This is a genomic window from Rhodococcus wratislaviensis (assembly GCF_900455735.1).
In the GTDB taxonomy this organism is placed as follows: Bacteria; Actinomycetota; Actinomycetes; order Mycobacteriales; family Mycobacteriaceae; genus Rhodococcus_F; species Rhodococcus_F wratislaviensis.
The window spans coordinates 474,225-495,540 of sequence record NZ_UAUI01000011.1 but is presented as its reverse complement, the minus strand read 5'-3'; the positions used below and the strand labels follow the sequence as shown (position 1 = coordinate 495,540).

The 21,316-nt window shown below is 68.3% G+C and carries 22 protein-coding genes; 11 read left to right on the top strand and 11 right to left on the bottom strand.

Features of this window, described 5'->3' with window-relative positions; genetic code table 11:
* The first annotated feature begins 75 nt into the window (after positions 1 to 75).
* Entirely contained in the window at positions 76 to 927 is an 852-nt protein-coding gene (locus tag DTA22_RS15960) for a spermidine synthase (RefSeq protein ID WP_112300057.1), read from the top strand.
* Here DTA22_RS15960 and DTA22_RS15955 read toward each other — a convergent pair.
* Genes DTA22_RS15955 through DTA22_RS15940 form a run of 4 tightly spaced genes read right to left on the bottom strand, consistent with a single transcriptional unit; the run spans position 924 to position 5,948 of the window.
* Complete coding sequence (locus tag DTA22_RS15955) at positions 924 to 2,315, bottom strand: GntP family permease (protein WP_112300056.1); 1,392 nt, start codon at positions 2,313 to 2,315, stop codon at positions 924 to 926. The genes DTA22_RS15960 and DTA22_RS15955 overlap by 4 nt on opposite strands.
* A gap of 42 nt (positions 2,316 to 2,357) precedes the next feature.
* Positions 2,358 to 2,987, bottom strand: a complete 630-nt coding sequence (locus DTA22_RS15950) for a bifunctional 4-hydroxy-2-oxoglutarate aldolase/2-dehydro-3-deoxy-phosphogluconate aldolase (RefSeq protein WP_037225894.1) — start codon at positions 2,985 to 2,987, stop codon at positions 2,358 to 2,360.
* Positions 2,984 to 4,603, bottom strand: coding sequence for an N-acyl-D-amino-acid deacylase family protein (locus tag DTA22_RS15945; RefSeq protein WP_112300055.1), 1,620 nt, complete (start codon positions 4,601 to 4,603; stop codon positions 2,984 to 2,986). The genes DTA22_RS15950 and DTA22_RS15945 overlap by 4 nt, the downstream gene beginning before the upstream one ends.
* A 22-nt stretch (positions 4,604 to 4,625) precedes the next feature.
* The gene (locus tag DTA22_RS15940) at positions 4,626 to 5,948 is read right to left on the bottom strand and encodes an amino acid deaminase (protein WP_112300054.1); all 1,323 of its coding nucleotides are present in this window, start codon (positions 5,946 to 5,948) and stop codon (positions 4,626 to 4,628) included.
* 221 nt (positions 5,949 to 6,169) lie between these two features.
* On the opposite strand from DTA22_RS15940, the gene DTA22_RS15935 reads away from it, so the two are divergent.
* From DTA22_RS15935 to DTA22_RS15925, 3 genes are read left to right on the top strand one after another with little or no spacing between them, the layout of a single operon-like run.
* The gene (locus tag DTA22_RS15935; protein WP_112300053.1) at positions 6,170 to 7,183 is read left to right on the top strand and encodes a sugar kinase; all 1,014 of its coding nucleotides are present in this window, start codon (positions 6,170 to 6,172) and stop codon (positions 7,181 to 7,183) included.
* Positions 7,180 to 7,929 (top strand): IclR family transcriptional regulator, encoded by a 750-nt coding sequence (locus DTA22_RS15930; protein WP_037225888.1) that lies wholly within the window; start codon positions 7,180 to 7,182, stop codon positions 7,927 to 7,929. The genes DTA22_RS15935 and DTA22_RS15930 overlap by 4 nt, the downstream gene beginning before the upstream one ends.
* Positions 7,930 to 7,973: 44 nt before the next feature.
* Positions 7,974 to 8,378 carry a RidA family protein gene (locus DTA22_RS15925; RefSeq protein ID WP_005251231.1) on the top strand — a complete coding sequence of 135 codons (405 nt, stop codon included), beginning with the start codon at positions 7,974 to 7,976 and terminating at the stop codon, positions 8,376 to 8,378.
* A gap of 4 nt (positions 8,379 to 8,382) precedes the next feature.
* Here the strand turns inward: DTA22_RS15925 and DTA22_RS15920 are convergent, their stop codons facing one another.
* Positions 8,383 to 9,723, bottom strand: a complete 1,341-nt coding sequence (locus tag DTA22_RS15920) for a potassium channel family protein (protein WP_112300052.1) — start codon at positions 9,721 to 9,723, stop codon at positions 8,383 to 8,385.
* 217 nt (positions 9,724 to 9,940) lie between these two features.
* Here DTA22_RS15920 and DTA22_RS15915 point away from each other — a divergent pair, with 217 nt between their 5' ends.
* Complete coding sequence (locus DTA22_RS15915) at positions 9,941 to 10,390, top strand: PPOX class F420-dependent oxidoreductase (protein ID WP_037225885.1); 450 nt, start codon at positions 9,941 to 9,943, stop codon at positions 10,388 to 10,390.
* A 53-nt stretch (positions 10,391 to 10,443) separates the two neighbouring features.
* Entirely contained in the window at positions 10,444 to 10,926 is a 483-nt protein-coding gene (locus tag DTA22_RS15910; RefSeq protein ID WP_037225883.1) for a hypothetical protein, read from the top strand.
* Positions 10,927 to 11,009: 83 nt separating this feature from the next.
* Here the strand turns inward: DTA22_RS15910 and DTA22_RS15905 are convergent, their stop codons facing one another.
* The 6 genes from DTA22_RS15905 to DTA22_RS15880 all read right to left on the bottom strand — a co-directional run bounded on the left by DTA22_RS15905 (position 11,010) and on the right by DTA22_RS15880 (position 15,350).
* Positions 11,010 to 11,243 (bottom strand): hypothetical protein, encoded by a 234-nt coding sequence (locus tag DTA22_RS15905; protein ID WP_037225881.1) that lies wholly within the window; start codon positions 11,241 to 11,243, stop codon positions 11,010 to 11,012.
* 110 nt (positions 11,244 to 11,353) lie between these two features.
* A complete protein-coding gene (locus DTA22_RS15900; protein WP_011595185.1) occupies positions 11,354 to 12,109 on the bottom strand; it encodes an AIM24 family protein in 756 nt (251 codons plus the stop codon).
* Positions 12,106 to 12,804, bottom strand: a complete 699-nt coding sequence (locus DTA22_RS15895) for an AIM24 family protein (protein WP_112300051.1) — start codon at positions 12,802 to 12,804, stop codon at positions 12,106 to 12,108. The genes DTA22_RS15900 and DTA22_RS15895 overlap by 4 nt, the downstream gene beginning before the upstream one ends.
* Positions 12,805 to 12,809: 5 nt before the next feature.
* Positions 12,810 to 13,433, bottom strand: coding sequence for an AIM24 family protein (locus DTA22_RS15890; protein WP_037225874.1), 624 nt, complete (start codon positions 13,431 to 13,433; stop codon positions 12,810 to 12,812).
* A gap of 80 nt (positions 13,434 to 13,513) precedes the next feature.
* Positions 13,514 to 14,656 carry a DUF475 domain-containing protein gene (locus DTA22_RS15885; RefSeq protein WP_112300050.1) on the bottom strand — a complete coding sequence of 381 codons (1,143 nt, stop codon included), beginning with the start codon at positions 14,654 to 14,656 and terminating at the stop codon, positions 13,514 to 13,516.
* Positions 14,657 to 14,774: 118 nt separating this feature from the next.
* Positions 14,775 to 15,350, bottom strand: coding sequence for a TerD family protein (locus DTA22_RS15880; RefSeq protein ID WP_009475137.1), 576 nt, complete (start codon positions 15,348 to 15,350; stop codon positions 14,775 to 14,777).
* 258 nt (positions 15,351 to 15,608) lie between these two features.
* Between DTA22_RS15880 and DTA22_RS15875 the strand changes: the two genes are divergently transcribed.
* From DTA22_RS15875 to DTA22_RS15855, 5 genes are read left to right on the top strand one after another with little or no spacing between them, the layout of a single operon-like run.
* Positions 15,609 to 16,730 carry a hypothetical protein gene (locus tag DTA22_RS15875; RefSeq protein ID WP_112300049.1) on the top strand — a complete coding sequence of 374 codons (1,122 nt, stop codon included), beginning with the start codon at positions 15,609 to 15,611 and terminating at the stop codon, positions 16,728 to 16,730.
* Positions 16,731 to 16,742: 12 nt separating this feature from the next.
* Positions 16,743 to 17,969 carry an HpcH/HpaI aldolase/citrate lyase family protein gene (locus DTA22_RS15870; protein ID WP_081792170.1) on the top strand — a complete coding sequence of 409 codons (1,227 nt, stop codon included), beginning with the start codon at positions 16,743 to 16,745 and terminating at the stop codon, positions 17,967 to 17,969.
* Positions 17,966 to 19,282 (top strand): phosphoribosyltransferase family protein, encoded by a 1,317-nt coding sequence (locus DTA22_RS15865; RefSeq protein WP_112300048.1) that lies wholly within the window; start codon positions 17,966 to 17,968, stop codon positions 19,280 to 19,282. Before DTA22_RS15870 ends, DTA22_RS15865 begins: the two co-directional genes overlap by 4 nt.
* Positions 19,279 to 20,388 (top strand): cysteine protease StiP family protein, encoded by a 1,110-nt coding sequence (locus DTA22_RS15860; protein ID WP_112300047.1) that lies wholly within the window; start codon positions 19,279 to 19,281, stop codon positions 20,386 to 20,388. The genes DTA22_RS15865 and DTA22_RS15860 overlap by 4 nt, the downstream gene beginning before the upstream one ends.
* The gene (locus DTA22_RS15855; RefSeq protein ID WP_112300046.1) at positions 20,385 to 21,263 is read left to right on the top strand and encodes an HAD family hydrolase; all 879 of its coding nucleotides are present in this window, start codon (positions 20,385 to 20,387) and stop codon (positions 21,261 to 21,263) included. The genes DTA22_RS15860 and DTA22_RS15855 overlap by 4 nt, the downstream gene beginning before the upstream one ends.
* Positions 21,264 to 21,316: the final 53 nt, after the last annotated feature.

Genomic DNA, 21,316 nt, shown 5'->3' with positions numbered 1-21,316 from the left:
TCGTCCCGGTATCGTGGGAGGACGATTCTCGCAGCAGACGCGAGCGGACGGTGCGAGCAGTAGGGAAGACGGTCGATGGGCAGGCAGCGCGGCGGTCGGGCTGCCCGGACAACGGACGGGGGTCCCGTCGCCGGCGTGTACCCGATCGACACGGGCACGTGCGAACTCACCGAGGATCACCTCAATCCGCACGGCTGGGTGCTGAAGGTGAACGGGGTCGAGAGTTCCCACATCGACCTGTCGGATCCCACGCACCTCGATTTCGAGTACATGCGGTGGATCGCCGAACTGGTCGCGTCGCACTGGGGAACGGACCAGCGGGTGCGGGCTCTGCACCTCGGTGGCGGCGCCTGCTCACTGGCCCGCCATCTCGCCGCGACGTATCCGGACGCCCGGCAGGTGGTGGTCGAACTCGACGGCAGACTCGCGGAGTTGGTGCGCGACTGGTTCGACCTGCCCCGGGCCCCACTGCTGCGACTGCGGGTGGGTGAGGCGCGGGCGGTCACCGAGACGCTGACGGAGTCCACCCGCGACCTGATCGTGCGCGACGTGTTCGCGGGCAACACGACCCCGGCGCCGCTGACGACGTCGGAGTTCACCGGCCACGTGCGACGAGTGCTGGCACCCGGCGGGATCTACGCGGTCAACTGCGGCGACACCCGCGACCTCGTCCTGGCGCGCCGGGAGGCGGCGACCATCGGCAGCGTGTTTCCGCACACCACGGTGATCGCCGACCCGGCCATGCTCAAGGGCCGCCGTTACGGCAACATCGTGATCGCGGGCAGCGACGTGCCGATCGGCGACGACCCCGCGCTCGTCCGCACACTGCTGGGCGGTGGTGTGCCTGCCCATGTCTGGGACGACCGGCAGGTGCGGACGTTCGCCGGTGCGGCGCGGGTGCTGCGCGATGCGGACTCCGGGAGCTAGACGAGCACCCAGATCAGCGAGGCCATCGCGAAGCCCACCACCGACAGGATGGTTTCGAGCACCGTCCACGTCTTCAGGGTGTCTTTCACCGACATGTTGAAATACCGTGACACGATCCAGAATCCGCCGTCGTTGACGTGGCTGGCGATGATGGATCCGGCCGACACGGCGATCACGATCAGGGCGATCTGCGGGGAGGAGTAATTCCCGGCAGCGATCGACGGTTCGATGACGCCTGCGGTGGTGACGATGGCGACGGTCGCCGAACCCTGGGCGATGCGGAGTGCGCAGCTGATCAGGTACGCGGACAGGATGATCGGGAGACCGAGCGCGTCCATCGAGTCGGCCAGGGCCTGCCCGACTCCGGTGGCCCGCAGCACCGCGCCGAAGAACGCTCCGGCACCGACGACCAGCAGGATCATGCCGACCGGCTTCAACGCCGCCGCGGACATCGCACCGATCTCCTGCGCCGTGATTCCGCGCCGGGTACCGAGCAGGTACAGCGCCAGCAGGACGGCGATGGTCAGTGCGATCGTGGGTGTGCCGAGGAAGATGAGGACCGACAGCAGTGTCGAGCCTTCTTCGAGGACCACGTTGCCGACCGTCGCACCGAGGATCAGCACCATCGGCACGAGGATGATGAACGAGATCAGCCAGAGTGGCGGCGGGTTCTTGTCGGCTTCCTTCTCCTCCGGGATGAACTCGTCCGGGACCTCGATGATCACGCGCTTGCCGATCCAGCTACCCCAGACGACGCCACTGACGAACCAGGCGGGGATGCCGCAGGCGAGGCCCATGATGATGATCCAGCCCATGTCGACGTGCAGCAGACCGGCCGCGGCGACGGGTCCGGGGTGCGGGGGCAGGAACGCGTGCGTCATGGACAGGCCGGCGAGCATCGGCATCGCGTACATCACCAGCGACTTGCCGCCGCGCTTCGCCGCCACGTACACGAGCGGGGCGAGGATGAAGATGCCGATGTCGAAGAAGACCGGGATGCCCAGCACCAGGCCGGTGACACCCATCGCCAGCGGAGCGCCTTTGGGGCCGAACAGCTTCAGTAGACGTTCGGTCAGGACGTCGGCTCCGCCGGAGCGTTCCATCATCGCGCCGAGAACGGTGCCCAGGCCGATGATCGGGGTGATGTGCCCCAGGATGCCGCCGAAGCCCTTCTCCAGAATCGAGTCGGCCGCCGACGTCGGTGTGCCGACCAGTTCGACCACCGACACTCCCGCGATGAGCGCGACGCCGACACCGACGACGATCAGTGCGATGAACGGCTCGAGCTTCAGCTTGATGATGAGGATCAACAGCACGGCGATGGATACCGCTGCGAGAGTGAGTAGTCCGGCTGTGTCGTGCTGCAGCCAGTCGACGAACGACGTCATTGCGTCTCCAGGGGAGGTGGGTGGGGTCGGGCGAGAGTGGTGCTAGTTCGAGAGCGCGGTGACGAACGATCGTGCGCGGTCGGTGATGTCGGTCCAGTTGCCTGCCGCGACGCTGGACGGTGGGACGACGCTGGTGCCTGCGCACACGGCCAGCGCGCCGGCGTCGAGGAACTGGCGGGCGTTGGAATCGTTGATCCCGCCCGACGGGAGGAGTTCCACGCCGGGATACGGTCCGTGCAGGTCCGACAGGTAGTCGGGGCCGAGCCGCTTGGCGGGGAAGATCTTGACCGCGGCAGAGCCGAGGTCGACGGCCATGGCCACCTCGGTGGGGGTGAAGGCACCGAGGAAAACGGGAATCGACCTTCCCGTAGCGACTTTCGCGACGTCGGGACGGATGCCGGGGGTGACGAGGAACCGGGCGCCTGCGTCGATCGCGGCGGCCGCCTGATCGCCGGTCATCACGGTTCCGACGCCGAGGACGCTGCCTGCCGCGGCTGCGGCGTCGGCGGCGCGGCCGAGATGATGGAGCACGTCGGGCGTGGTGAACGTCAGCTCGACCGTCCGGATTCCGCCCTCGGCGAGGGCGTGGCACAGGTCCGCGGCGTCGGGGATGGTCTCCGCTCGCACCACCGTCAATACCCGGTCGGCACGCAGAATGTCGATCTCGGTCATCGAACTGCTCCTCCTTCTTCGCGGCGCAATGATCTTCCGGCGGTCGCGCCGGTGAGGCGGCCGTCCTCGAGGGCGAGGCGGCCGCGGACGAATACGTGGGTGATTCCGGCCGCCGCCTGGCGCGGCTGCGCGTAGGTCGCGGTGTCGCTGACCGTGTCCGGATCGAAGAGCACGAGGTCAGCGGCGTAGCCGCGGCGGACGAATCCGCGGTCGACGAGTCGCAACCGGGTCGCGGCTCGGCCGCTGAGGTGACCGACGCACTCTTCGAGGGACATCAGACCCAGGTCGCGGCTGTAGTGCCCGAGGTAGCGCGCGAACGTTCCCCATCCGCGTGGGTGCGGTTTCGCGCCGACCAGCAGTCCGTCGCTGCCGCCGGTGTGCCGGGGGTGCTGCATGATCGCGCGCACGTTCTCCTCGTGGCCGACGTGTTGCAGGATGCCGCTTCCGAGCTGGTCGCGGATCAGGATGTCGATGCACACGTCGAAGGGGTCGCGGTTCTCGGCGACGGCGATGTCCGCGACGGTCTTCCCGACGTAGTCGTCGAGTTCCGCGTTCTGCACGCCGCTGATCTCGAGCGTGTGCCACTCGGCGATCACCCCGTGGCAGCCGTCGGAGCCGGTGACCTCGAGATGTTCCCGGATACGTTCGAGTGCAACCGGATCCCGGAGACGATCGAGCGTCTGTTCCATGCTCCCCGCCGACGCCCAGCTGGGCAGGATCGCCGACAGCGTGGTGGCGCCGGGAAGGTAGGGGTAGGTGTCGAGGCTGATGTCCGCGCCGGCGGCTTCGGCCGTGTCGAGCAGGGCCAGCAGTTCCGGGGCGCGGCCCTTGTTGGGTCCGAAGTTCAGTGTGGCGTGGGCGAGATGCAGAGCGCACCCGGCCCGCGACGTCAGGTCGACCATCTCGGCGTAGGCCTCCATGGCGCCGGCGCCGTAGGACCGGTGGTGCGGGGAGAAGTAGCCGCCGTACTCGGCGACGGTCCGGCACAGTGCCAGCAACTCCTCGTTGTCCGCGTACATCCCCGGCGTGTAGGTCAGCCCCGCGGACAACCCGACGGCGCCCTCCGCCATGGACTGCGCCACGATCCGCTGCATCTCCTCGATCTCCGACGGCGTCGCCGGCCGGTCGTCCCAGCCGACCACCAGCGCCCGGACGACCCCGTGCGGGACGAGATACGCGACGTTGGTGGCGATGCCGCGATCGAGCCGGTCGAGGTATTCGCCCACGCTCCGCCAGGAGAAGTCGAAATCCTCGGGATCGGTGTTCCACCCCGCGATCTTGCGCCGGACCACCGCGAGCACGTCGTCGGTGACGGGCGCGTAGGAGAGCCCGTCCTGTCCGAGTACCTCGGTGGTGACGCCCTGGGTGATCCGCGACGGGTGTTCGGGGTTCAGCAGGATCTGCAGGTCCGAGTGGGCGTGCATGTCGATGAAACCGGGCGCGAGCACCAGGCCGTCGGCGTCGATCACCTGATCCGCGCGGGGGCGTCCGGTCTCGGAGTGATCTGTTTCGGGCCAGATTTCGGCGATCCGGTCTCCGTCGACGAGCACGTCGGCGCGGTACCTCGGCGCCTCCGAACCGTCGACGACGGTGGCGGAACGGATCAGAGTGGTCATGATGTGAGTCCTCGGCCGGGGATCAGAAGAAGGTGCGGATCAGGTCGACGACGACAGGATCGTCGGAGTCGTCACCGACGACGGGAATCCAGCGCCACTTGTCGAACGCGGTGCACGGGTGGGAGAGACCGAGCCGGACGACGTCCCCGACACGCAGATCGTGTTCCGGCCGTGCGGGATCGAGCCGGAGGAACGCGTGCTGGTCGTTGACGGCGGTCACTTCGGTGCCGACGAGGGGCCGCGGCGCCGCCCCGAGTTGGCCGGCGACGGCCTGCGCGGTGGGGAGTCCTTCGTCGAACGGGACGTCGCGCTTGCCGGCGTCCAGCAGGGCGAGGCCAGGCTCGGGGCGGGACACCACCCGGGCCCATGTGTGCATCGCCGACGTGAGACGACGTGCCTGCCTGTCTTCGCCGCGGCCGAACGGTGAGATCCCGGTGTAGAAGCCGTCGTCGTGGATGATGTACGCGCCGGCGCGGACCACCACTTTGGTTCTGCCACCGGCAAGTTCGGCGAGCACCTCGGCGACCACGTCGAAGTAGGCACTGCCGCCCGCGGTCACGTACACGTCCCGACCCTCGGGGTAGCGCCCCTCGGCCTCGAGCCGGCGATGCAGTTCGGCCATCGACCGGAGGTATGTGCGGACCCGTGCGAGGGACTCCTCGGAGGCGTCGTGTGCGAGGGCCCCCTCGTAGCCGGAGACGCCGGCCAACCGGAGTGCGGGGCTTTCACCGATCCGTTCGGCCACCTTCACTGCCTCGGCCACGGATCGTGCGCCGGTGCGTCCTCCCTCTCCGCCGAGTTCGACGAGCACGGGCAGTGGACGGACCACCGTGACGTCCGCGAGCGCCTCGGTCATCGCGTCGACCGTCTGCGGGGAGTCGGCCCACATGAGGACTTCGAGTTCCGGGTTCGCGTCCATCTGCTCGGCCAGCCACCGCAGTGCGGTCGGGTCGACGAGCGAGTTCGCTATCTGCACCCGGCGCGCGCCGAATCGCACCGCCACCCGGAGCTGACCGAAGTTCGCCAGCGTGATCCCCCAGGCGCCGCTGCGGATCTGCCGGTCCCACAGCACCGGGGACATCGTCGTCTTCCCGTGCGGAGCGAGGTCGACTCCGTGCGCCTCGCACCAGGCCGCCATCGTGTCGAGGTTGCCGGCGATGGCCGTCTCGTCGAGGACCATCACGGGGGTGCTGAAGGCGGACAGCCTCGGCTGCGTTCCGAGGAACTCGGTCTTGGTGAGGCCGTTCGCCGCGGAGGGGAGGGCTTTGTCCACGTCGGACAAGCGCAGCTCGTCGAGCTCCGCCAAGGCGCCGGAATCGAGTGTGTCCGGTCCGCTGAGCGTCATCGTCGATCCTGTCGTTCGGGTTTTGTGGGGCAGGCCTTCATCGGAGGAATGGCCGTGAAGTGCTACGTTGCGCTCTATGCAACGTTGATTGCGTTTTTGAGTCACCTATGTCTAGCATTGGCCTGGGTCATCGTCAACGGTCCGGTGTGGCATGCATCGCAGGGGCGAGGGCTCTCGAAACGCAACTCCAGTGCCCGTCCGAGCAGTCGTAGAGGTAACAAGTGCAGGAATCGACCCCCACCCCCGAGTCCGGTGTCGCGTGCCTCGGTGAGGCGATGGTTCTGGTGGCCCCGGACTCGACACTCCACCTCGCCGGCGCCGAGGCGAACGTCGCCGCCGGCCTCGCCGCGCTGGGTGTCCCGGCCGCCTGGGTCGGACGGCTCGGCGACGACGAGTTCGGCGTCCTCATCCGCACCGAACTGCAGGCCCGGGGTGTCGACGTCCGCGCGATCGAGGTCGACCCCGGCAGGCCCACCGGGCACTACTCGAAATCCACCGCCCTCGACGACCACGGCGAGCCGAGGACCGACAGCCTGTATTCCCGGGCGGGTTCGGCGGCATCGGCCATGGATCCCGGATTCCTCGACAGGCCGGCGGTCGCGGACCTGTTCGGCCGCGCCGCCGTGGTCCACTGCAGCGGAATCACACCTGCCCTGTCCGATTCGTGCCTCGCGCTGATGCGGAGGCTTCTCCGCGACCGGCCGGGAATCTCCGGTGTGGTCAGCTTCGACGTCAACTGGCGTGAGCAACTGTGGCCGGACGGCGACCCGCGGATGGTCGTGGAACTGGCGAATCTCGCCGATCTGGTTCTCGTCGGCGCGGACGAGGCCCTGCGCGTTCTCGGAACCGCGGATCCACACGAGTTGCGGCTCATCCTGCCCGCCCCGGCCACCGTCGTCGTCAAGGACGGAGCGCACCGGGCGCTGGCCGTCGACCGAAGTGGACGCAGTGTTGCGGTTCCCGCGCTCCGCGTCGACGTCGTCGAACCCGTCGGCGCGGGCGATGCCTTCGCCGCCGGATATCTCAGCGGTGTGGTGCGCGGCGACGATCAGGCACGGTGCCTGCGCCGCGGGCACATCGGTGCCGCCGCCACCCTGACGGTGGCCGCGGACTCGGCGCCCCCGCCGCCCGCCGAACTGCTGGACGAGCTGCTCCGGTGCTCCGAATCGGACTGGGCGGCAACGAGCGTCACCGCCGACGGCTTCTCCCCCCGAGAAAGTGGAGTGAACGGATGAGTCAGAGTGTCTCCCGCGCCCTGCACCTGCTGGTGCAACTCGGCAACGGTCCCGCCAATCTCGACCAGCTGGCCGAATCCACCGGTGTCCACAAGACCACCGTTCTCCGGCTGCTGCGAACCCTGTCCGACGAGCGGTTCACGTTCCGCGACAACAGTAACCAGTACCACCTCGGTTCCCGCATCTTCGAGCTCGCCGCGCAGGCCACCGATCAGCGGGAAGTCCGTCGCATCGCGTCACCGCACCTCGTCGCGTTCAACCGCGAATACGGGCGCACCACGCACCTCGCGGCGATGGAAGGAGGTGACGTGGTGTACATCGACAAACTCGAATCGCACGATCAGATCAGGATGTACTCGCGAATCGGACTGCGCGCCAACCTCAATTCCACCGCGGTCGCGAAGGTGATCCTCGCCGACCTGCCGGATTCGGAACTGCGGCCCCTCGTCGATTCGATGGACTTCTCCGCCCGCACCGCCAACACGATCACGACGCCCGAACGCTACCTCGACGAGATCCGCACGGTCCGGGAGCAGGGCTGGGCGCACGACCAGGAGGAGAACGAGCCGTCCGTCAACTGCATCGGGGTGCCCATCCGCGGCGCGTCCGGCCGCGTCGTCGCCGCCGTCTCCGTCTCGGTGCCCGACGTCGTGCTCAGCTACGAACGCGTCCTCGACCTGCTCGAACCCCTTCAGGCCGTGGGGGCGCGGATCTCCCGCGACTGCGGATACCGCGCCCAGCCCTGACCGTCCCGTCCACCCGAAAAGTAACCACACACAGGAGAATCGATATGTCCGACACCACCGTCATCCGCACCGAAGGCGCCCCCGCCCCCGCACACACGTTCAGCCAGGGCATCAAGAAGGGAAACATGCTCCAGGTGTCGGGGCAGGGACCGATGGACCCCGTCACCAACAAGTACATCGCGGAGGGCGACGTGCGCGAGCAGACCCGTCGCACTCTCGAGAACGTCAAGGCGATCCTCGAAGCCGGCGGCGCGAGCGTGGAGGACGTGCTGATGTTCCGCGTCTACCTCACCACCCGCGACGACTTCGCCGCGATGAACGACGTGTACGGCGAGTTCATCGCGGAGAACGTGCCGAGCGGACAGCTGCCGTGCCGGACCACGGTGTTCGTCGACCTCCCACACGAGGTCATGCTCGTCGAGATCGACGCGCTGGCAGTGACCGGCTAGGTCGCTACGTGGTGACGAGGTGCCGGCAGCTCATCCGCGGCGACACGGGCAGCTCGGTGAACACGGGCTCGGACGATTCCGCCGTCGGTACCTCCAGGTAGAGGTGGCTGCCGTCCGCCACGACCCCCTGCGGTTGCAGGCCGATCAGCTTGGCCACCACGTACGTGGCGCTCAGGCTGGTGACGTCGCGGATGATTCCGAGCCGCAGCAGCGACCGCGTCTCGGCGATCGCCTCCTGCTCGCCGGCCCGCAGGACCAGCCGCAGCCCGGGGGACAGGGCCTGCGCGGCCACCGACACCGCGATGTTGTCCAGGTCGTCGGATCCGACGGCGGCCAGCGCCAGGGCGCGGCCGACGCCCAGTCGCTCGAGGAGTTCACGGTCGCCGCCGTGCCCGACGACGGTCGGGATGTTCATCGCCCGCACGAGCCGCAAGTTCTTGGCGTGGGGGTCGCGTTCGACGCCCACCACCGCGACACCGAGAGCCTGTAGCTCCCGGCAGAGCCGGAGCCCGACCTGGCCGAGGCCCACCACGATGACGTGGCCGGAGCGGGGCAGAACCCGGCTGCCCACCAGGCCGACCAGCCGGGGGCCGAGCAGGCGCTCGATGATCCCGGCGGTGAACATGGCCGTGAACACCACGGTGAGCAGCATCGCCACCGAGGCGAACACCGCGTAGGCGGGGCTGCCGTGGGTGTCGGTTCCCGGGCCCACAGTGGTCACCACCCGCACCGCCTCGTTGAACGCGTCGAGCGGTGCCACGTGCTGACCGAGCATCAGCCACAACCAGTCGGCGAACAGGACCGCGAGAAGTCCGGCGAGCCCACCGAGCAGGATGCGCGTGCCGATGTCGTGCGACCGCAACAGTCCGGTCGCGCCGGTCGCCGCGGTGCGCCACCAGTTCCGCCGGGGCAGGTCGACGTGCGCGCCCTCGGGGTGTCCGTCGATCATCCGGACAGTCAGCATGTGCTCGCCCGCGTGCCGGGCCGCGACGAGTTCCGGTTCCAGGCACGGACCGGCGAGCGTGGGTGCGGCGAGATCTGCCGGTGACGTCACCTCGCACTGCGGAAGCAGCTGGGACAGCTGGTCCGCGACCGTGCGGTCGAAGATCGTCACCACCAACGGGATCGACGCCGAGATGTGCGCGGCGGCCAGCGCGTAACGCAGGGCGACGACGTCGTCGCGCACCAGTACGGCCATCCCGCAAGGTTCGTCCGCCATTGCCAGGCGGAGTTCGTCGTCGTCGGGGGCGACGAGATGACGTACGTGAAAGTCCCTTTCGCGGAGGGACGCACAGACCCGTCGGGCCACGGTGGTTTCGCCGATGACGAGATATGAGTCGTTCACGTGTGGTCCTTCCGGCTCGGGGTCACGAGAGCGTACCCGAGAAAAACCGCAGATCCCACACGGGAAGGCCTACCGATGAGTAGTCGGAACGCGTTATCGGCCAATGATTTTGCGACTCCACCGCCCTACTCGTCGGTAGGGGCGCCCTGATCGCGACCGGGGGCAGCCGCGCCCCCCGCGCGGGAACACCGCGCCGGCGTCAGTGGTTGGGTGAGTCATGAGCCTCGATGCGAATGACGACCGGCGCCCCCTTCTCGACCTCGTCGCCGCACACAACCGTGCGGTCCTCGCGACGATCAAACGCGACGGGCGCCCGCAATTGTCCAACGTGATCTATGCCTGGGACCCCGGCACGCAGACCGCGAGGGTGTCGGTGACGGCGGATCGGGCCAAGACCCGGAACGCCGCGCGCGACCCGAGGGTGTCGCTGCACGTCAGCGCGACCGACTTCTGGAGCTACGCGGTCGTGGAGGGAGATGCGGAGCTGAGTGCGGTCGCGGCGGATCCGCACGACGCGGCGGCGGACGAACTCGTCGACGTGTTCCGGCTCGCGTCCGGAAAGGAGCACGACGACTGGGAGGAGTTCCGCCGCGCGATGGTGTCCGAGCACCGGCAGGTACTCCGGGTCCGCGCGACGAACGTGTACGGCATGGCCCAGTTGCCCTGAGTGTGCGAAACGTAGCTGTGGCAGCCGGTCGGAGCCGGTGGGACGATTGAGTCATGCGCAGGAGACGGTGGCCGGCGGCACCGCCGCCTGCCACGGAGGGAATCGTGGTGCACGGGCCGGTGGAGCTCGTGACGAGCCGCGACCTGAGCCTGCGCCTGTCGGAGGTCGTCGCGCACCCGACGGGCATGCTGCTGCGCGTCGAGCTGACGGCGAGAGGCAGATCCGCTGATCTGGCGCGCCACGAGACGCGTCCCCTGGACGATCCCGACGACCCGTCGGCGCGGTGGTCGTATCTCGCAGTGAACGTGCAGGTCGACGACATGGAGGGTGTCGCCGATCCCCGGCACCCGCATTCGACGTCGAAGTCCGATGCCGAGGACGCGTCCGAATATCATTCCGCGCCGCACTACTGGATCAGCGACTACCCGGAGTCGGGAACGATCACGCTGACCGCGGGGTGGAAGGAAATAGGACTGCTGCCGAGAACCCGGACGATCACTCTCGGCCCGAATCCGAGTATGCGACCCGCCCGCTAGTCATCGCGGGTAGACAGACGAAGGTGCCCTTCGGCGCCGTGGGAGCGTCGAAGGGCACCTTCGCCCTGCGAGGGGAACGCAGATCAGGGCAGGGGAACCCAGGTCCCGAAGAACCAGAATCCGTGCGGGCTCGGCGCGGGTGCCTGCTGCTGCGGAGCGTGCTGCTGCTGCTGAGGCTGCGGGGCCTGCTGCTGTTGCTGGGCGGGGGCGGGGTTGTTGTGGCCCACCGGGTCGGCGCTGGCAACGCCGGCTCCGATGCCGAGGGCTGCGAGGGCGATACCACCGGTTGCGACGGCCTTGGTCACGACGGACTTCATGCGGTTCCTCCTGGAACGTATCGGATGCGGTGTCAGAACTTCCTGACACAGATCAGATTGCTCCCCGTCCCTGCCACAACTCTTCGCTCAGCCTGTCAATCTCCTGGATGTCAGCGAGGCTGCTCCGCCAGCTTGGCGGCGATCACTCCGTTGAGCCGTTGCAGACCGCTGGGGGTGATGCCGTGGATCTGACCCTCGATGCTGCGCACGACATGCGTGTCGCTGAGGACCTTCTCGCTCGACTGGATCAGAACCGTTCCGGCGCCGGTGAAGTCGAACTGCCGTTCCTCCCCGGAGTTGATTCCCATCATGTGGGCGCCTGCCGCGAGGAAGTTGCTGATCCACCCCTGGTCGTAATGGTGACTCGGGGACGGGCAGTCGGCCCACCCGACGAGCGCCTCGGGGTCGATCCGCAGCGGCGGCTCGGCGAACATCACCGGGCCGTTGGACGACGCCAGGAACTTGCCCGTCCCGATGAGTGTCAGGAAGCCGGGGACGATGGACTGGTTCAGGGCCAGACCCGGTTCGAACGCAAGGAGATTCGACGCCCGGATGGTGAGGTTGCCGTCGTCGAGGTCGTACGAGTTGATGTCGTAACCGCGGTCGCCGATGATCAGTTTCCCGAATCCTTCGGCCACCGCGTAGTCGCCCATGTACAGCGGCGCCGAGAATTGGTTGGCGACCATGTGCAGTGCGGCGCCGTGCAATCCGTGGGTCAGTGCCTGAAACTGCATCTGCCCGTAGTAGGCGATCATCGCACCCTTGCGGATGAACCAGGGCGCGGTGAGGTCGATGCAGAACGCGTAGCTGTTGTCGGGAATGTTGTCGCTGGCGCCGAGAGTCGACGGATTGTGGATGGCGGTCACAGTTTCTCCTCCGAAGCCTGAACGTAGACGATGCCCTGACCCGTGCACTGCAATTGCATCGCTTCCCCGACACCGCGGCCCATGGCCTCACGCCAGCCGACGGCGGATTTCAGTTCCACCTGGACGCTCCCGTACGTGCCGACGAACGCGTCGGGGTCGACGAACACCGGATTCGGGCCGCCCACAGGCAGTTCGATGAAGCCGCCGTGCGCGAGGAGGACCGCCGACCCGTACCCGGACAGCTGCGTCGTGAACATTCCGGTACCGGAGAGGGCGCCTGCAGCGGCGCCGCGCAGGGCGCCGAGCATGCCGCGTCCGCCGCCAGCGCCCTGACTGGTCACGGAGATCACCGAACTCTGCAGTCCCGCATTGTGCGCGAGCAGCCGGGACGCCTCGACGCACAGCGCGCCGCCCTGCGACATGTCGACGACGTGCACCTCGAGTCCGGCGTGACCGTAGTGCACCTCGCCCTGCCCCTGCGCAAGCATCGTGCGTTCGTGCTCGCCCTGCATCATGCGTCCGGCCATCCGGGTGAATCCACCCATGCCCGCCATCGACTGGGAACCCGGCACCTGATGCGGCGAGAACTGGACCTGGCCTGTGTAGAACAGCATCGCACCCGTGCGCGCCACCACGCCGCCGGCGGCGCCGACGTCGACCTTGACGACCTTCGAGTTCACTTTCGAGAAGACCATGGGGCTCACCGCTCTGCCGGTTGAATGGAGACGACGCCGTGACCGTCCCATTTGAGGGAGAAGGCCTCGCCGTTGCCCTGGCCGACGGCGTTACGCCACGACACGTCGGTCACGAACGACTGCGTGACCTGCCCGCGCGCCGAGACGAATGCGTCGGGGTCGACCACCAGCGGGTACTGCGGCGACACCTCGAGGTGAATGAGTGGCCCGCCCGCCGACAGCAGTGCCACCTGCCCCTGGCCGGAGACGGTCGTGGTGAACAGGCCCTGACCGCCGACCCCGCCGCGCAGTCCGGTGAACGTGACGTTGGTGTTCAGGTTGCCGCTCAAGGCGAGCAGCTGCTGCGACTCCACCTGCAGGGTCTCGTTCGCCAGGTCGACGACGGAGACGTACTGACCGCCCACCGCGAGGTACACGACACCGTGACCGGAGCATTCCATCAACGACAGCGCCTCGCCGGTGGCACGCCGCTTCATGCCGGCGAGCACACCGTCACCGCCGCCGAAACCCGCCGACTTGAAGTTGACGTTGCCCTCATAGGCGATCATCGAACCCTGTATCGCCCGGATGGTGGTTCCGGCGAGTTGCGCCTCCACCACCTTCGTGGACTTCTCGAGCAGCCGCCCCATGGGTGCCCTTTCCAGTGTCGAGCGGCAGTGCTCGTGACCGAGTCACGAGCACTGCCGCTGGATGTGAGTACAGGCAGAACCTAGCCGACGGACACCGGGTTCTGCTCGTCCACGTCGTCTTCCGCTTTGCCGGCCGCCGCGACGGCCTTGCGGTTGCGGACGATGCTGGAGATGAAGGCGGCACCGATGAGGGCGACGCCGACGAGTCCGGTGACGTTCTCGTTGACGTGGTAGCCGATGGACACCAGCAGGATCACGGCCAGTGCGCCGATGGCCCAGTGGGCGCCGTGCTCGAGGTACACGTAGTCCGACAGGGTGCCCTTGCGGACGAGGAACACCGTGATGGAACGGACGAACATCGCGCCGACGAAGCCGAGGCCGAGGGCGATGATGATCGGGTCGGACGTGATCGCGAACGCGCCGATCACACCGTCGAAGGAGAACGACGCGTCGAGGACCTCGAGGTAGAGGAACAGGAAGAACCCGGCCTTACCGGTGGCTTTGGCCAGCTCGGTCGGTCCGCCCGTGGACCCTGCGACCGGTTCGCCGCCTTCGTCTTCCTCGGGTGTGTTGAACAGCTCACCGAGACCGTTGACGGCGATGTAGGTGACCATGCCGAGGACGCCGGCGATCATCACCGTGGAGACCGTGTCCTCGGGGGCGATGTACGCGGCGGTGATCAGCAGCAGGGCGCCGGCGATGATGACGGCCAGCTGGTCGAGCTTGCCGGCGCGGGCGAGGGGCTTCTCCAGCCAGGACAGCCAGGTGATCTCGCGCTCTTCCAGGATGAAGCCGAGGAACAGCATCAGCAGGAACATGCCACCGAACGCCGCGATCTGCGGGTGCGCGTCGGTGAGCAGGGTTTCGTAGCTGGCGCTGCCGTCGGGGAAGTACGCGGCGCCGTCGGCAGGCGGGTTCAGGGCCAGGTCGAGGGCGGCGACGGGGCCGAGGCCGGACGCGAGCCACACGATGACGAGGGGGAAGACCAGGCGCATGCCGAACACCGCGATGACGATGCCGACGGTGAGGAAGATCTTCTGCCAGAACTCGCTCATGCGGCGCAGCACGGTGGCGTTGATGACGGCGTTGTCGAAGGACAGCGAGATCTCGAGGATCGACAGGATCACCACGAGGAGGACGGCCTGGGGGCCTCCGTAGATCGCCGCGATGATGAGGGAGATCACCGTCACGGCGAAGGAGAGACCGAATATTCGCAGAACCACGAAGCGTGGCCTTTCTCTAGTGGGCATGCAGGGTGGCTACTGCAGGTGGACGAACACCGGGGGAGGGTTTCACGTCAGGGCCGTGAAACCCTCCCCCGGCTGGAGAACGAAACGACTGTCAGACGTTGACGCCGTAGTCCCGGGCGATACCGGCCAGCCCGGACGCGTAGCCCTGGCCGATGGCGCGGAACTTCCACTCCGCACCGTTGCGGTACAGCTCGCCGAAGACCATAGCGGTCTCGGTCGACGCATCCTCGGACAGGTCGTAGCGGGCGAGCTCGTTGCCGTTGGCCTGGTCGACGACGCGGATGTAGGCGTTGCGCACCTGACCGAACGACTGCGAACGCGTCTCCGCATCGTAGATCGAGACGGGGAACAGGATGCTCTCGATGTTCGCGGGGACCGCCGCCAGGTTGACGTTGATCACCTCGTCGTCGCCCTCGCCCGCACCGGTGGTGTTGTCGCCGATGTGCTCGATCGAGCCGTCAGGGGAACGCAGGTTGTTGAAGAACACGAAGTGCTGGTCCGACACGACCTTCTTGTCGGCACCCGCACCGATGGCGCTGGCGTCGAGGTCGAAGTCGGTGCCGGTGGTCGAGCGGGCATCCCATCCGAGTCCGACAGCCACCGCGGTCAGGTTCGGCGCCTCCTTCGTGAGAGAAACATTGCCGCCCTTGGTCAAGCTGACGCCCATTCAGGGGTCCTTTCGAGAGGAGGTGGGTGGACCCTCGACAGCTGTCGAAGTTCCGGGTTCGTCGTGCAACACCACGATAATGAATTTGTCCGACTTGTCCCATCCCGCGAACTGTCCACAGGTTTGTGCACAGGCAATTCCGGACCACTCGGTGTTGTCGGCCCGACCAGTACGATTCAGGACGTGACGAGCGGATGGGCGGGACGCTTCCGAGGAAGAGCCCGGGGCGACGACTCGGCTCGTCGCGCCCACGACACGATGGTCGCAGCGTTTCTCGATATGGACAACCGGCAGAGCATCGCCGCCGCGGCTGTGGACGCCTCGGACCAGCTGACTCCGGAACGCGGAATTCGGCGGGCCTGGGAACCGGTTCGCGACGGGTGCTACCAGGCCGCGACGGCGTATCTGGCGGCGGAAGACCAGTTCGAGAACGTGCAGTCACCCGCGGCGGCCGCCGCGTACGAGCAGGTGACGCGGCAGTTGGTGGCGGCGACGCAGTCCCTCGACGAGTTCTATCGCACACATCGGGGCCATCTCGAGGAGTCGACCGCGATGCTGGCGGCCGTGCCCCAGCTCGCCCAGCAGGCGCTTCAGGTCGCCTCCGCGGCGCAGCAGCGGGTGCAGACCGAGGGCGCCGCGTACGCCGGCTACCCGTCGGTGCGCAACCGGGGAGCGGCACTCGACGCCGCGGTCGTGGCGCTGCAGGGCGCCCGAGGAGCCAACCCGGTCCGCGAAGCGGCAGCGCGTGTGCGGGAGGAGTCGGCGGCGCTCGAGAAGGCGCTGGCCGCGGCCCCGTCCAAGGAACTGGACGCCGCTCACGCCGTGTCGTCGGTGACGACGAGGATCGCCGCGGTGCAGACGCGGGCGGAACGGCTCGCGCCCGCCTACTCCGCCCTGCTGCGCGAGTTCAACGCGGCCAGTTCGGCGGATCTCGTCCACAACGACCGCGAGAGCCGCAGGCACATCGAGCAGGCGCAAACCGATCTGCAGCAGGCGCAGAACGCTCTGACCGCGGGAAATCCGGAGGGGGCGCTGGATCTGACCGCCGCCGCGCGGACCCATCTGGTCGACGCCGAGGCGAACGTCGACGGCGTCACCGATCGCCTGCTGTTGCTGCGGGAGGTCCGCGAGAACCCACGGGCCAAGGAGAACGAGATCAGATTTCGCCTCCGCGACGCCCAGATGTTGGCTGTCAATCGTGGTCTCGTGCGGGAATGGGGGTCGGTCCTCGACGCTCAGCTCGAGCGGATCGACCGGATTGCAGGGACACTGACCGGGAGGCATCCCGACTACTGGGCGTACGTCGCCCAGCTCGATGCCGTGTCGGCCTTCATTGCCGAGGTGGTTCAGAAGATGAGAGGACACACAGGACAGCGATGACACGGGGGGACGATGAGCATTAGCGAAGAGATCATGTCGGCGGCGGTGCCGCCAGGTGAGACGGCGGCGGTGCGGCACGTGCGGCACTTCCACCACCTCGATCCCGAGACGCACGGCCGGCTGTTCCTGCACGCTCCGCAGGCTCTCGGGCCCGACGAGGATCGAACGGTGCTGGCCGTGGCGCTGGGCGCGACGCTGTACGTGCCTGCGACGAGGTCCGACCTCGCGGACACCATCCTCCGCCGGTCCGGTGACGGTGTGTGCTCGATGGTCCTGGACCTCGAGGACGCGGTGGCCGACGACCAGGTGGAAGCGGCGCTGCTCAACGCCGTCGACGCGCTCGATCGACTCGCGGTCCACGGTGGTGCGCGGATGCAGTTGTTCGTCCGGGTACGGGCCGCCGAGGACCTTCGGCGAATCGCCGACCTGCTGACCACCGGCGTCGAGGTGTTGTCCGGATTCGTGATTCCGAAGTTCGGTAGTGCGACGGGACGTGCCTTCCTCGACGAGCTGGCCGCAGCGTCGGAGCGGCTCGGCAAACACCTGTACGCGATGCCGGTGCTCGAATCGCCGGCACTGGTGCACCGGGAGACCCGCGACGACGAACTCGCGAAGATCGGCGAACTGCTCGTCGAACACCGCGAGCGGATCCTCGCCGTGCGCATCGGCGCCACCGACATGTGTGCCACGTTCGGCATCCGCCGCGACCGCGACCTGACGATCTACGACGTGCGGGTGGTCGCGGACGCGATTGCCGGCATCGTCAACTTCCTGGGCCGGGCCGACGACACCGGACACGTCATCACCGGTCCGGTGTGGGAGTACTTCGCCGACCACGAGCGGATGTTCCGGCCGACCCTGCGCGCCACGCCGTTCGAGGAACACAACGAGGTGCGGTTCCGTCAGCAGCTGGTCAGCCGGGATCTGGACGGCCTGCTGCGGGAGATCGCCCTCGACCGTGCCAACGGCATCCAGGGGAAGACGGTCATCCACCCGACGCACGTCGCGGCCGTACACGCCCTATCCGCGGTGACGCACGAGGAGTACCACGATGCGCTCGACATTCTCGGCGCCGAGAGCGTCGGCGGCGTCCAGGCGTCGGGCTATCGCAACAAGATGAACGAAATGCGCCCGCACCGCAGCTGGGCCGAGAAGACACTCGTCCGGGCGAAGGTGTTCGGCGTGACAAACGAGGGAATCACGTTCGTGGATCTTCTGACCGCACTGGCCGTCCGATGAGCTCACCCACCGCCGTGCGCGCGGTGCCCTGGGCCACGGAACACCTGGGGCTGACGCTCGCCCACGTGGGTTCGGACACGGGGTTGACCATCCCCGAACTCGTCGAGCCCGGCCTGCGTCGCAACCCGCGCCGCGCCCACCTGCTCGTCTCGACGGTCCTCGGCAAGCACGTGCCCACCGACCCGGGTGCCGTGATCGGTGCGGGCGACCGCCTCGGCGATCTGGTCGCCGACGTTCTCGGGCCGGATGCGGATCCCGTCGTGCTCGGATTCGCCGAGACCGCAACAGGTCTGGGGCATTGTGTCGCGGCCCGGCTGCGCGCCCGGTGTTACCTGCACTCCACACGGAGGGACGTCCCCGAGATCGGAACGTCCGCCGGGTTCGAGGAGGGGCACTCGCACGCGACCAGTCACCAGTTGCAGCCGACGTCCGTCGAGTTGTTCACGGGCGATCGTCCACTCGTCCTCGTGGACGACGAGATCTCCACCGGCGCCACTGCGGTCGACGCGATCCGCGCGCTCCACCGGCAGAATCCGCGCAGCCGTTACGTCGTGGCCTCGCTCGTCGACATGCGCGAGCAGGGTCACCGGGACACCGTCGACGCCGCGGCCGCCGAACTGGGTGTGCAGATCGACAGCGTGAGTCTGGCGGTGGGGCGCACCGAGCTTCCCGGCGGACTGATCGACTCGGTCGGTGCCCTTCCCGAACCGGTGCTCAACCCCGTCGGTGAGCGGACCGGGACCGTCGAGCGCGCCGACATACCCTGGCCCGCAACGGTTCCGGAAGGTGGTCGGCACGGGTTCCTGCGGGAAGACACCGAGGAGTTCGATGCGGCCGTCACGTCGGCGGCCGCGGTGCTCCTCGACCGACTCGACCCGCAGCGCCCGGTGATCGTCGTCGGACACGAAGAGCTGATGTACCTCCCGCTGCGACTCGCGGACGCGCTCGCCACGTCCGGCTTCCGGGTTCGATTCCAGACGACGACGCGGTCACCCGCCTACGTGCTCGACCGGCCGGGATACCCGCTGCGCCGCGGATTCCGGTTCACGGCACCCGAGAACGGTGAACAGCAGCCGCGTTTCGTCTACAACGCACAGTGGCCGGACGAGGACGCCGTCGTGGTCGCGGTGATCGACGCCGCGGCCGACACCGAGCGGCTCACGGCAGCAGGCGGACTCCTCGACGTGCTCACCGCGTCGGGAACGGATGTGCTCCTGGCCGTCGTGTCCGGCTTCGACCCGCTGTCGCTGCGCGCCGCCCGAGCCGCGACGGCGGCGCCGCCGAAGACGACCCGGCCGGGAGCGCCGACGTGACGGCGCCGCTGACCGGCCCGGCGTTCGGTTCGTACACGGCCGACGAGGTGGGCTGGCTGCTCACAGACCTGTCGCACGTGGACCTCGAAGCCGATGTCGCCGAGCGGGAGCACCGCATCCAGTCGGGCGAGGCCCACTACGCGGAGACGCTGCCCATCGAGTACCAGCCCGACGCGGAGTATCGCGAGCTGTTCGAGAAGGTTCTGCAGGACAGCTCCATCCGGCTGGCACGCGCCGTGGGGACGGTCACCGACCTCGTGCTGGCCGAGCGGGGCCGCGACGTCACACTCGTGTCGCTGGCGCGGGCGGGAACCCCGGTGGGTGTGCTCATGCGCCGCTGGGCGCGCGACGTCCACGGGTTGACGCTGCCGCACTACGCCGTCTCCATCGTCCGCGACCGGGGGATCGACGCCGTCGCGCTCGACTACCTCGCGCAGCATCACGACCCGGCGAACGTGGTGTTCGTCGACGGCTGGACGGGCAAGGGTGCCATCGCCCGCGAGTTGTCGCAGGCACTCGTCGAGTACCGCGACGCCGGTGGCGCCCAGTTCGACGACGACCTCGCCGTCCTCGCCGATCCGGGGCACTGCGTCCGCACGTTCGGCACCCGCGACGACTTCCTGATCGCCTCCGCGTGCCTGAACTCCACCGTGTCGGGTCTGGTGTCGCGGACCGTCCTCAACGACACGCTGATCGGACCCGGCGACTTCCACGGCGCCAAGTTCTACGCCCACCTGGCGGGCGAGGACGTGTCCAATCACCTCCTCGATTCCGTCAGCGCGTCCTTCGGGGATGTGCGCGAGCACGTTCCCGGCGACGTCCAGGACTTGCTGCGGTCGGACCGCACCCCCACCTGGGACGGCTGGAAGTCCGTCGAGGAGGTCCGGGAGCAGTACGGCATCTCGAGTGTGAACTTCGTGAAGCCCGGTGTCGGCGAGACCACCCGGGTGCTGCTGCGCCGGGTGCCGTGGCGGGTGCTGGTCCGCGACCTCGAGGCGCCGGAGCACGCGCACATCCGGCTACTCGCCGCCGCGCGTTCGGTCCCCGTCGAAGAGGTTCCCGCCCTGGCGTATTCGTGCATGGGCCTGATCAAGGATGTGACATGACCGCGCTGATCGCGACCGACCTCGACCGCACCATGATCTATTCGCGCGGGGCCATGGAACTCGCCGTGACCGAGAGCGACGTGGCCGAGCGGCCCGGCGACGAGGACCTGCTGTGCGTCGAGGTGTACGACGGCAAACCGCTGTCCTATGTCACGTCGGCCGCCGAGGCGATGCTGCGGAAGCTCACCGCGTCCGCCGTGGTCGTGCCCGCCACCACGCGCACCGTCGCGCAGTTCCAGCGCATCGACCTGCCGGGGGCGCCGTGGCGGTACGCGATCACGACCAACGGCGGGAACATCCTCGTCGACGGTGTCCCCGACAGCGGATGGCGGTCGGGTGTCGACATCGCGATGGCCGACGGTGGAGCCTCGCTGGTGGAGGTCGGCGCCGAGCTGAGCCGCCGGATCGACGACAGCTGGGTCCGCTCGTCCCGGGTGGCCGACGAACTGTTCTCCTACCTGGTCGTGGACCTCGACGCGATGCCGGTGGGCTTCGTGGAGGAGTGGAACGACTGGTGCGTGGACCGGGGATGGGGGGCGTCCCGGCAGGGCCGCAAGATCTATACGATGCCCGACGCGGTGTGCAAGAGCCGTGCGGTCGCGGAGGTCCGTTCGAGGCTCGTCGACGACGGAGTGCTCGCGCCGGAAGCCCCCGTGCTGGCGGCAGGGGACGGGGCCCTCGACGCCAACATGCTCAGTGCGGCCGACGCCGCCATCCGTCCCCGGCACGGCGAACTCGAAACGCTCGACTGGCAGCACCCGACCCTGTCGGTCACCGGTAGCAGCGGTATCGCCGCTGGTGAGGAGATCCTGCACTGGTTCGTGGACCGCGTCGCGCGGGGTGCGGGGACGACGGCCGTCGGCGCTCTTTTGTAGGTTGTAGGCAAACAGGCCAAACGGGACAAACCCGACGCTCCCACAGTGAAGGA

Coding starts and splice junctions, on each gene's coding strand:
- DTA22_RS15960 (WP_112300057.1), top strand. CDS start 76: ATGGGCAGGCAGCGCGGCGGTCGGGCTGCCCGGACAACGGACGGGGGT.
- DTA22_RS15955 (WP_112300056.1), bottom strand. CDS start 2,315: ATGACGTCGTTCGTCGACTGGCTGCAGCACGACACAGCCGGACTACTC.
- DTA22_RS15950 (WP_037225894.1), bottom strand. CDS start 2,987: ATGACCGAGATCGACATTCTGCGTGCCGACCGGGTATTGACGGTGGTG.
- DTA22_RS15945 (WP_112300055.1), bottom strand. CDS start 4,603: ATGACCACTCTGATCCGTTCCGCCACCGTCGTCGACGGTTCGGAGGCG.
- DTA22_RS15940 (WP_112300054.1), bottom strand. CDS start 5,948: ATGACGCTCAGCGGACCGGACACACTCGATTCCGGCGCCTTGGCGGAG.
- DTA22_RS15930 (WP_037225888.1), top strand. CDS start 7,180: ATGAGTCAGAGTGTCTCCCGCGCCCTGCACCTGCTGGTGCAACTCGGC.
- DTA22_RS15925 (WP_005251231.1), top strand. CDS start 7,974: ATGTCCGACACCACCGTCATCCGCACCGAAGGCGCCCCCGCCCCCGCA.
- DTA22_RS15915 (WP_037225885.1), top strand. CDS start 9,941: ATGAGCCTCGATGCGAATGACGACCGGCGCCCCCTTCTCGACCTCGTC.
- DTA22_RS15910 (WP_037225883.1), top strand. CDS start 10,444: ATGCGCAGGAGACGGTGGCCGGCGGCACCGCCGCCTGCCACGGAGGGA.
- DTA22_RS15905 (WP_037225881.1), bottom strand. CDS start 11,243: ATGAAGTCCGTCGTGACCAAGGCCGTCGCAACCGGTGGTATCGCCCTC.
- DTA22_RS15895 (WP_112300051.1), bottom strand. CDS start 12,804: ATGGTCTTCTCGAAAGTGAACTCGAAGGTCGTCAAGGTCGACGTCGGC.
- DTA22_RS15890 (WP_037225874.1), bottom strand. CDS start 13,433: ATGGGGCGGCTGCTCGAGAAGTCCACGAAGGTGGTGGAGGCGCAACTC.
- DTA22_RS15880 (WP_009475137.1), bottom strand. CDS start 15,350: ATGGGCGTCAGCTTGACCAAGGGCGGCAATGTTTCTCTCACGAAGGAG.
- DTA22_RS15875 (WP_112300049.1), top strand. CDS start 15,609: ATGGTCGCAGCGTTTCTCGATATGGACAACCGGCAGAGCATCGCCGCC.
- DTA22_RS15870 (WP_081792170.1), top strand. CDS start 16,743: ATGAGCATTAGCGAAGAGATCATGTCGGCGGCGGTGCCGCCAGGTGAG.
- DTA22_RS15865 (WP_112300048.1), top strand. CDS start 17,966: ATGAGCTCACCCACCGCCGTGCGCGCGGTGCCCTGGGCCACGGAACAC.
- DTA22_RS15855 (WP_112300046.1), top strand. CDS start 20,385: ATGACCGCGCTGATCGCGACCGACCTCGACCGCACCATGATCTATTCG.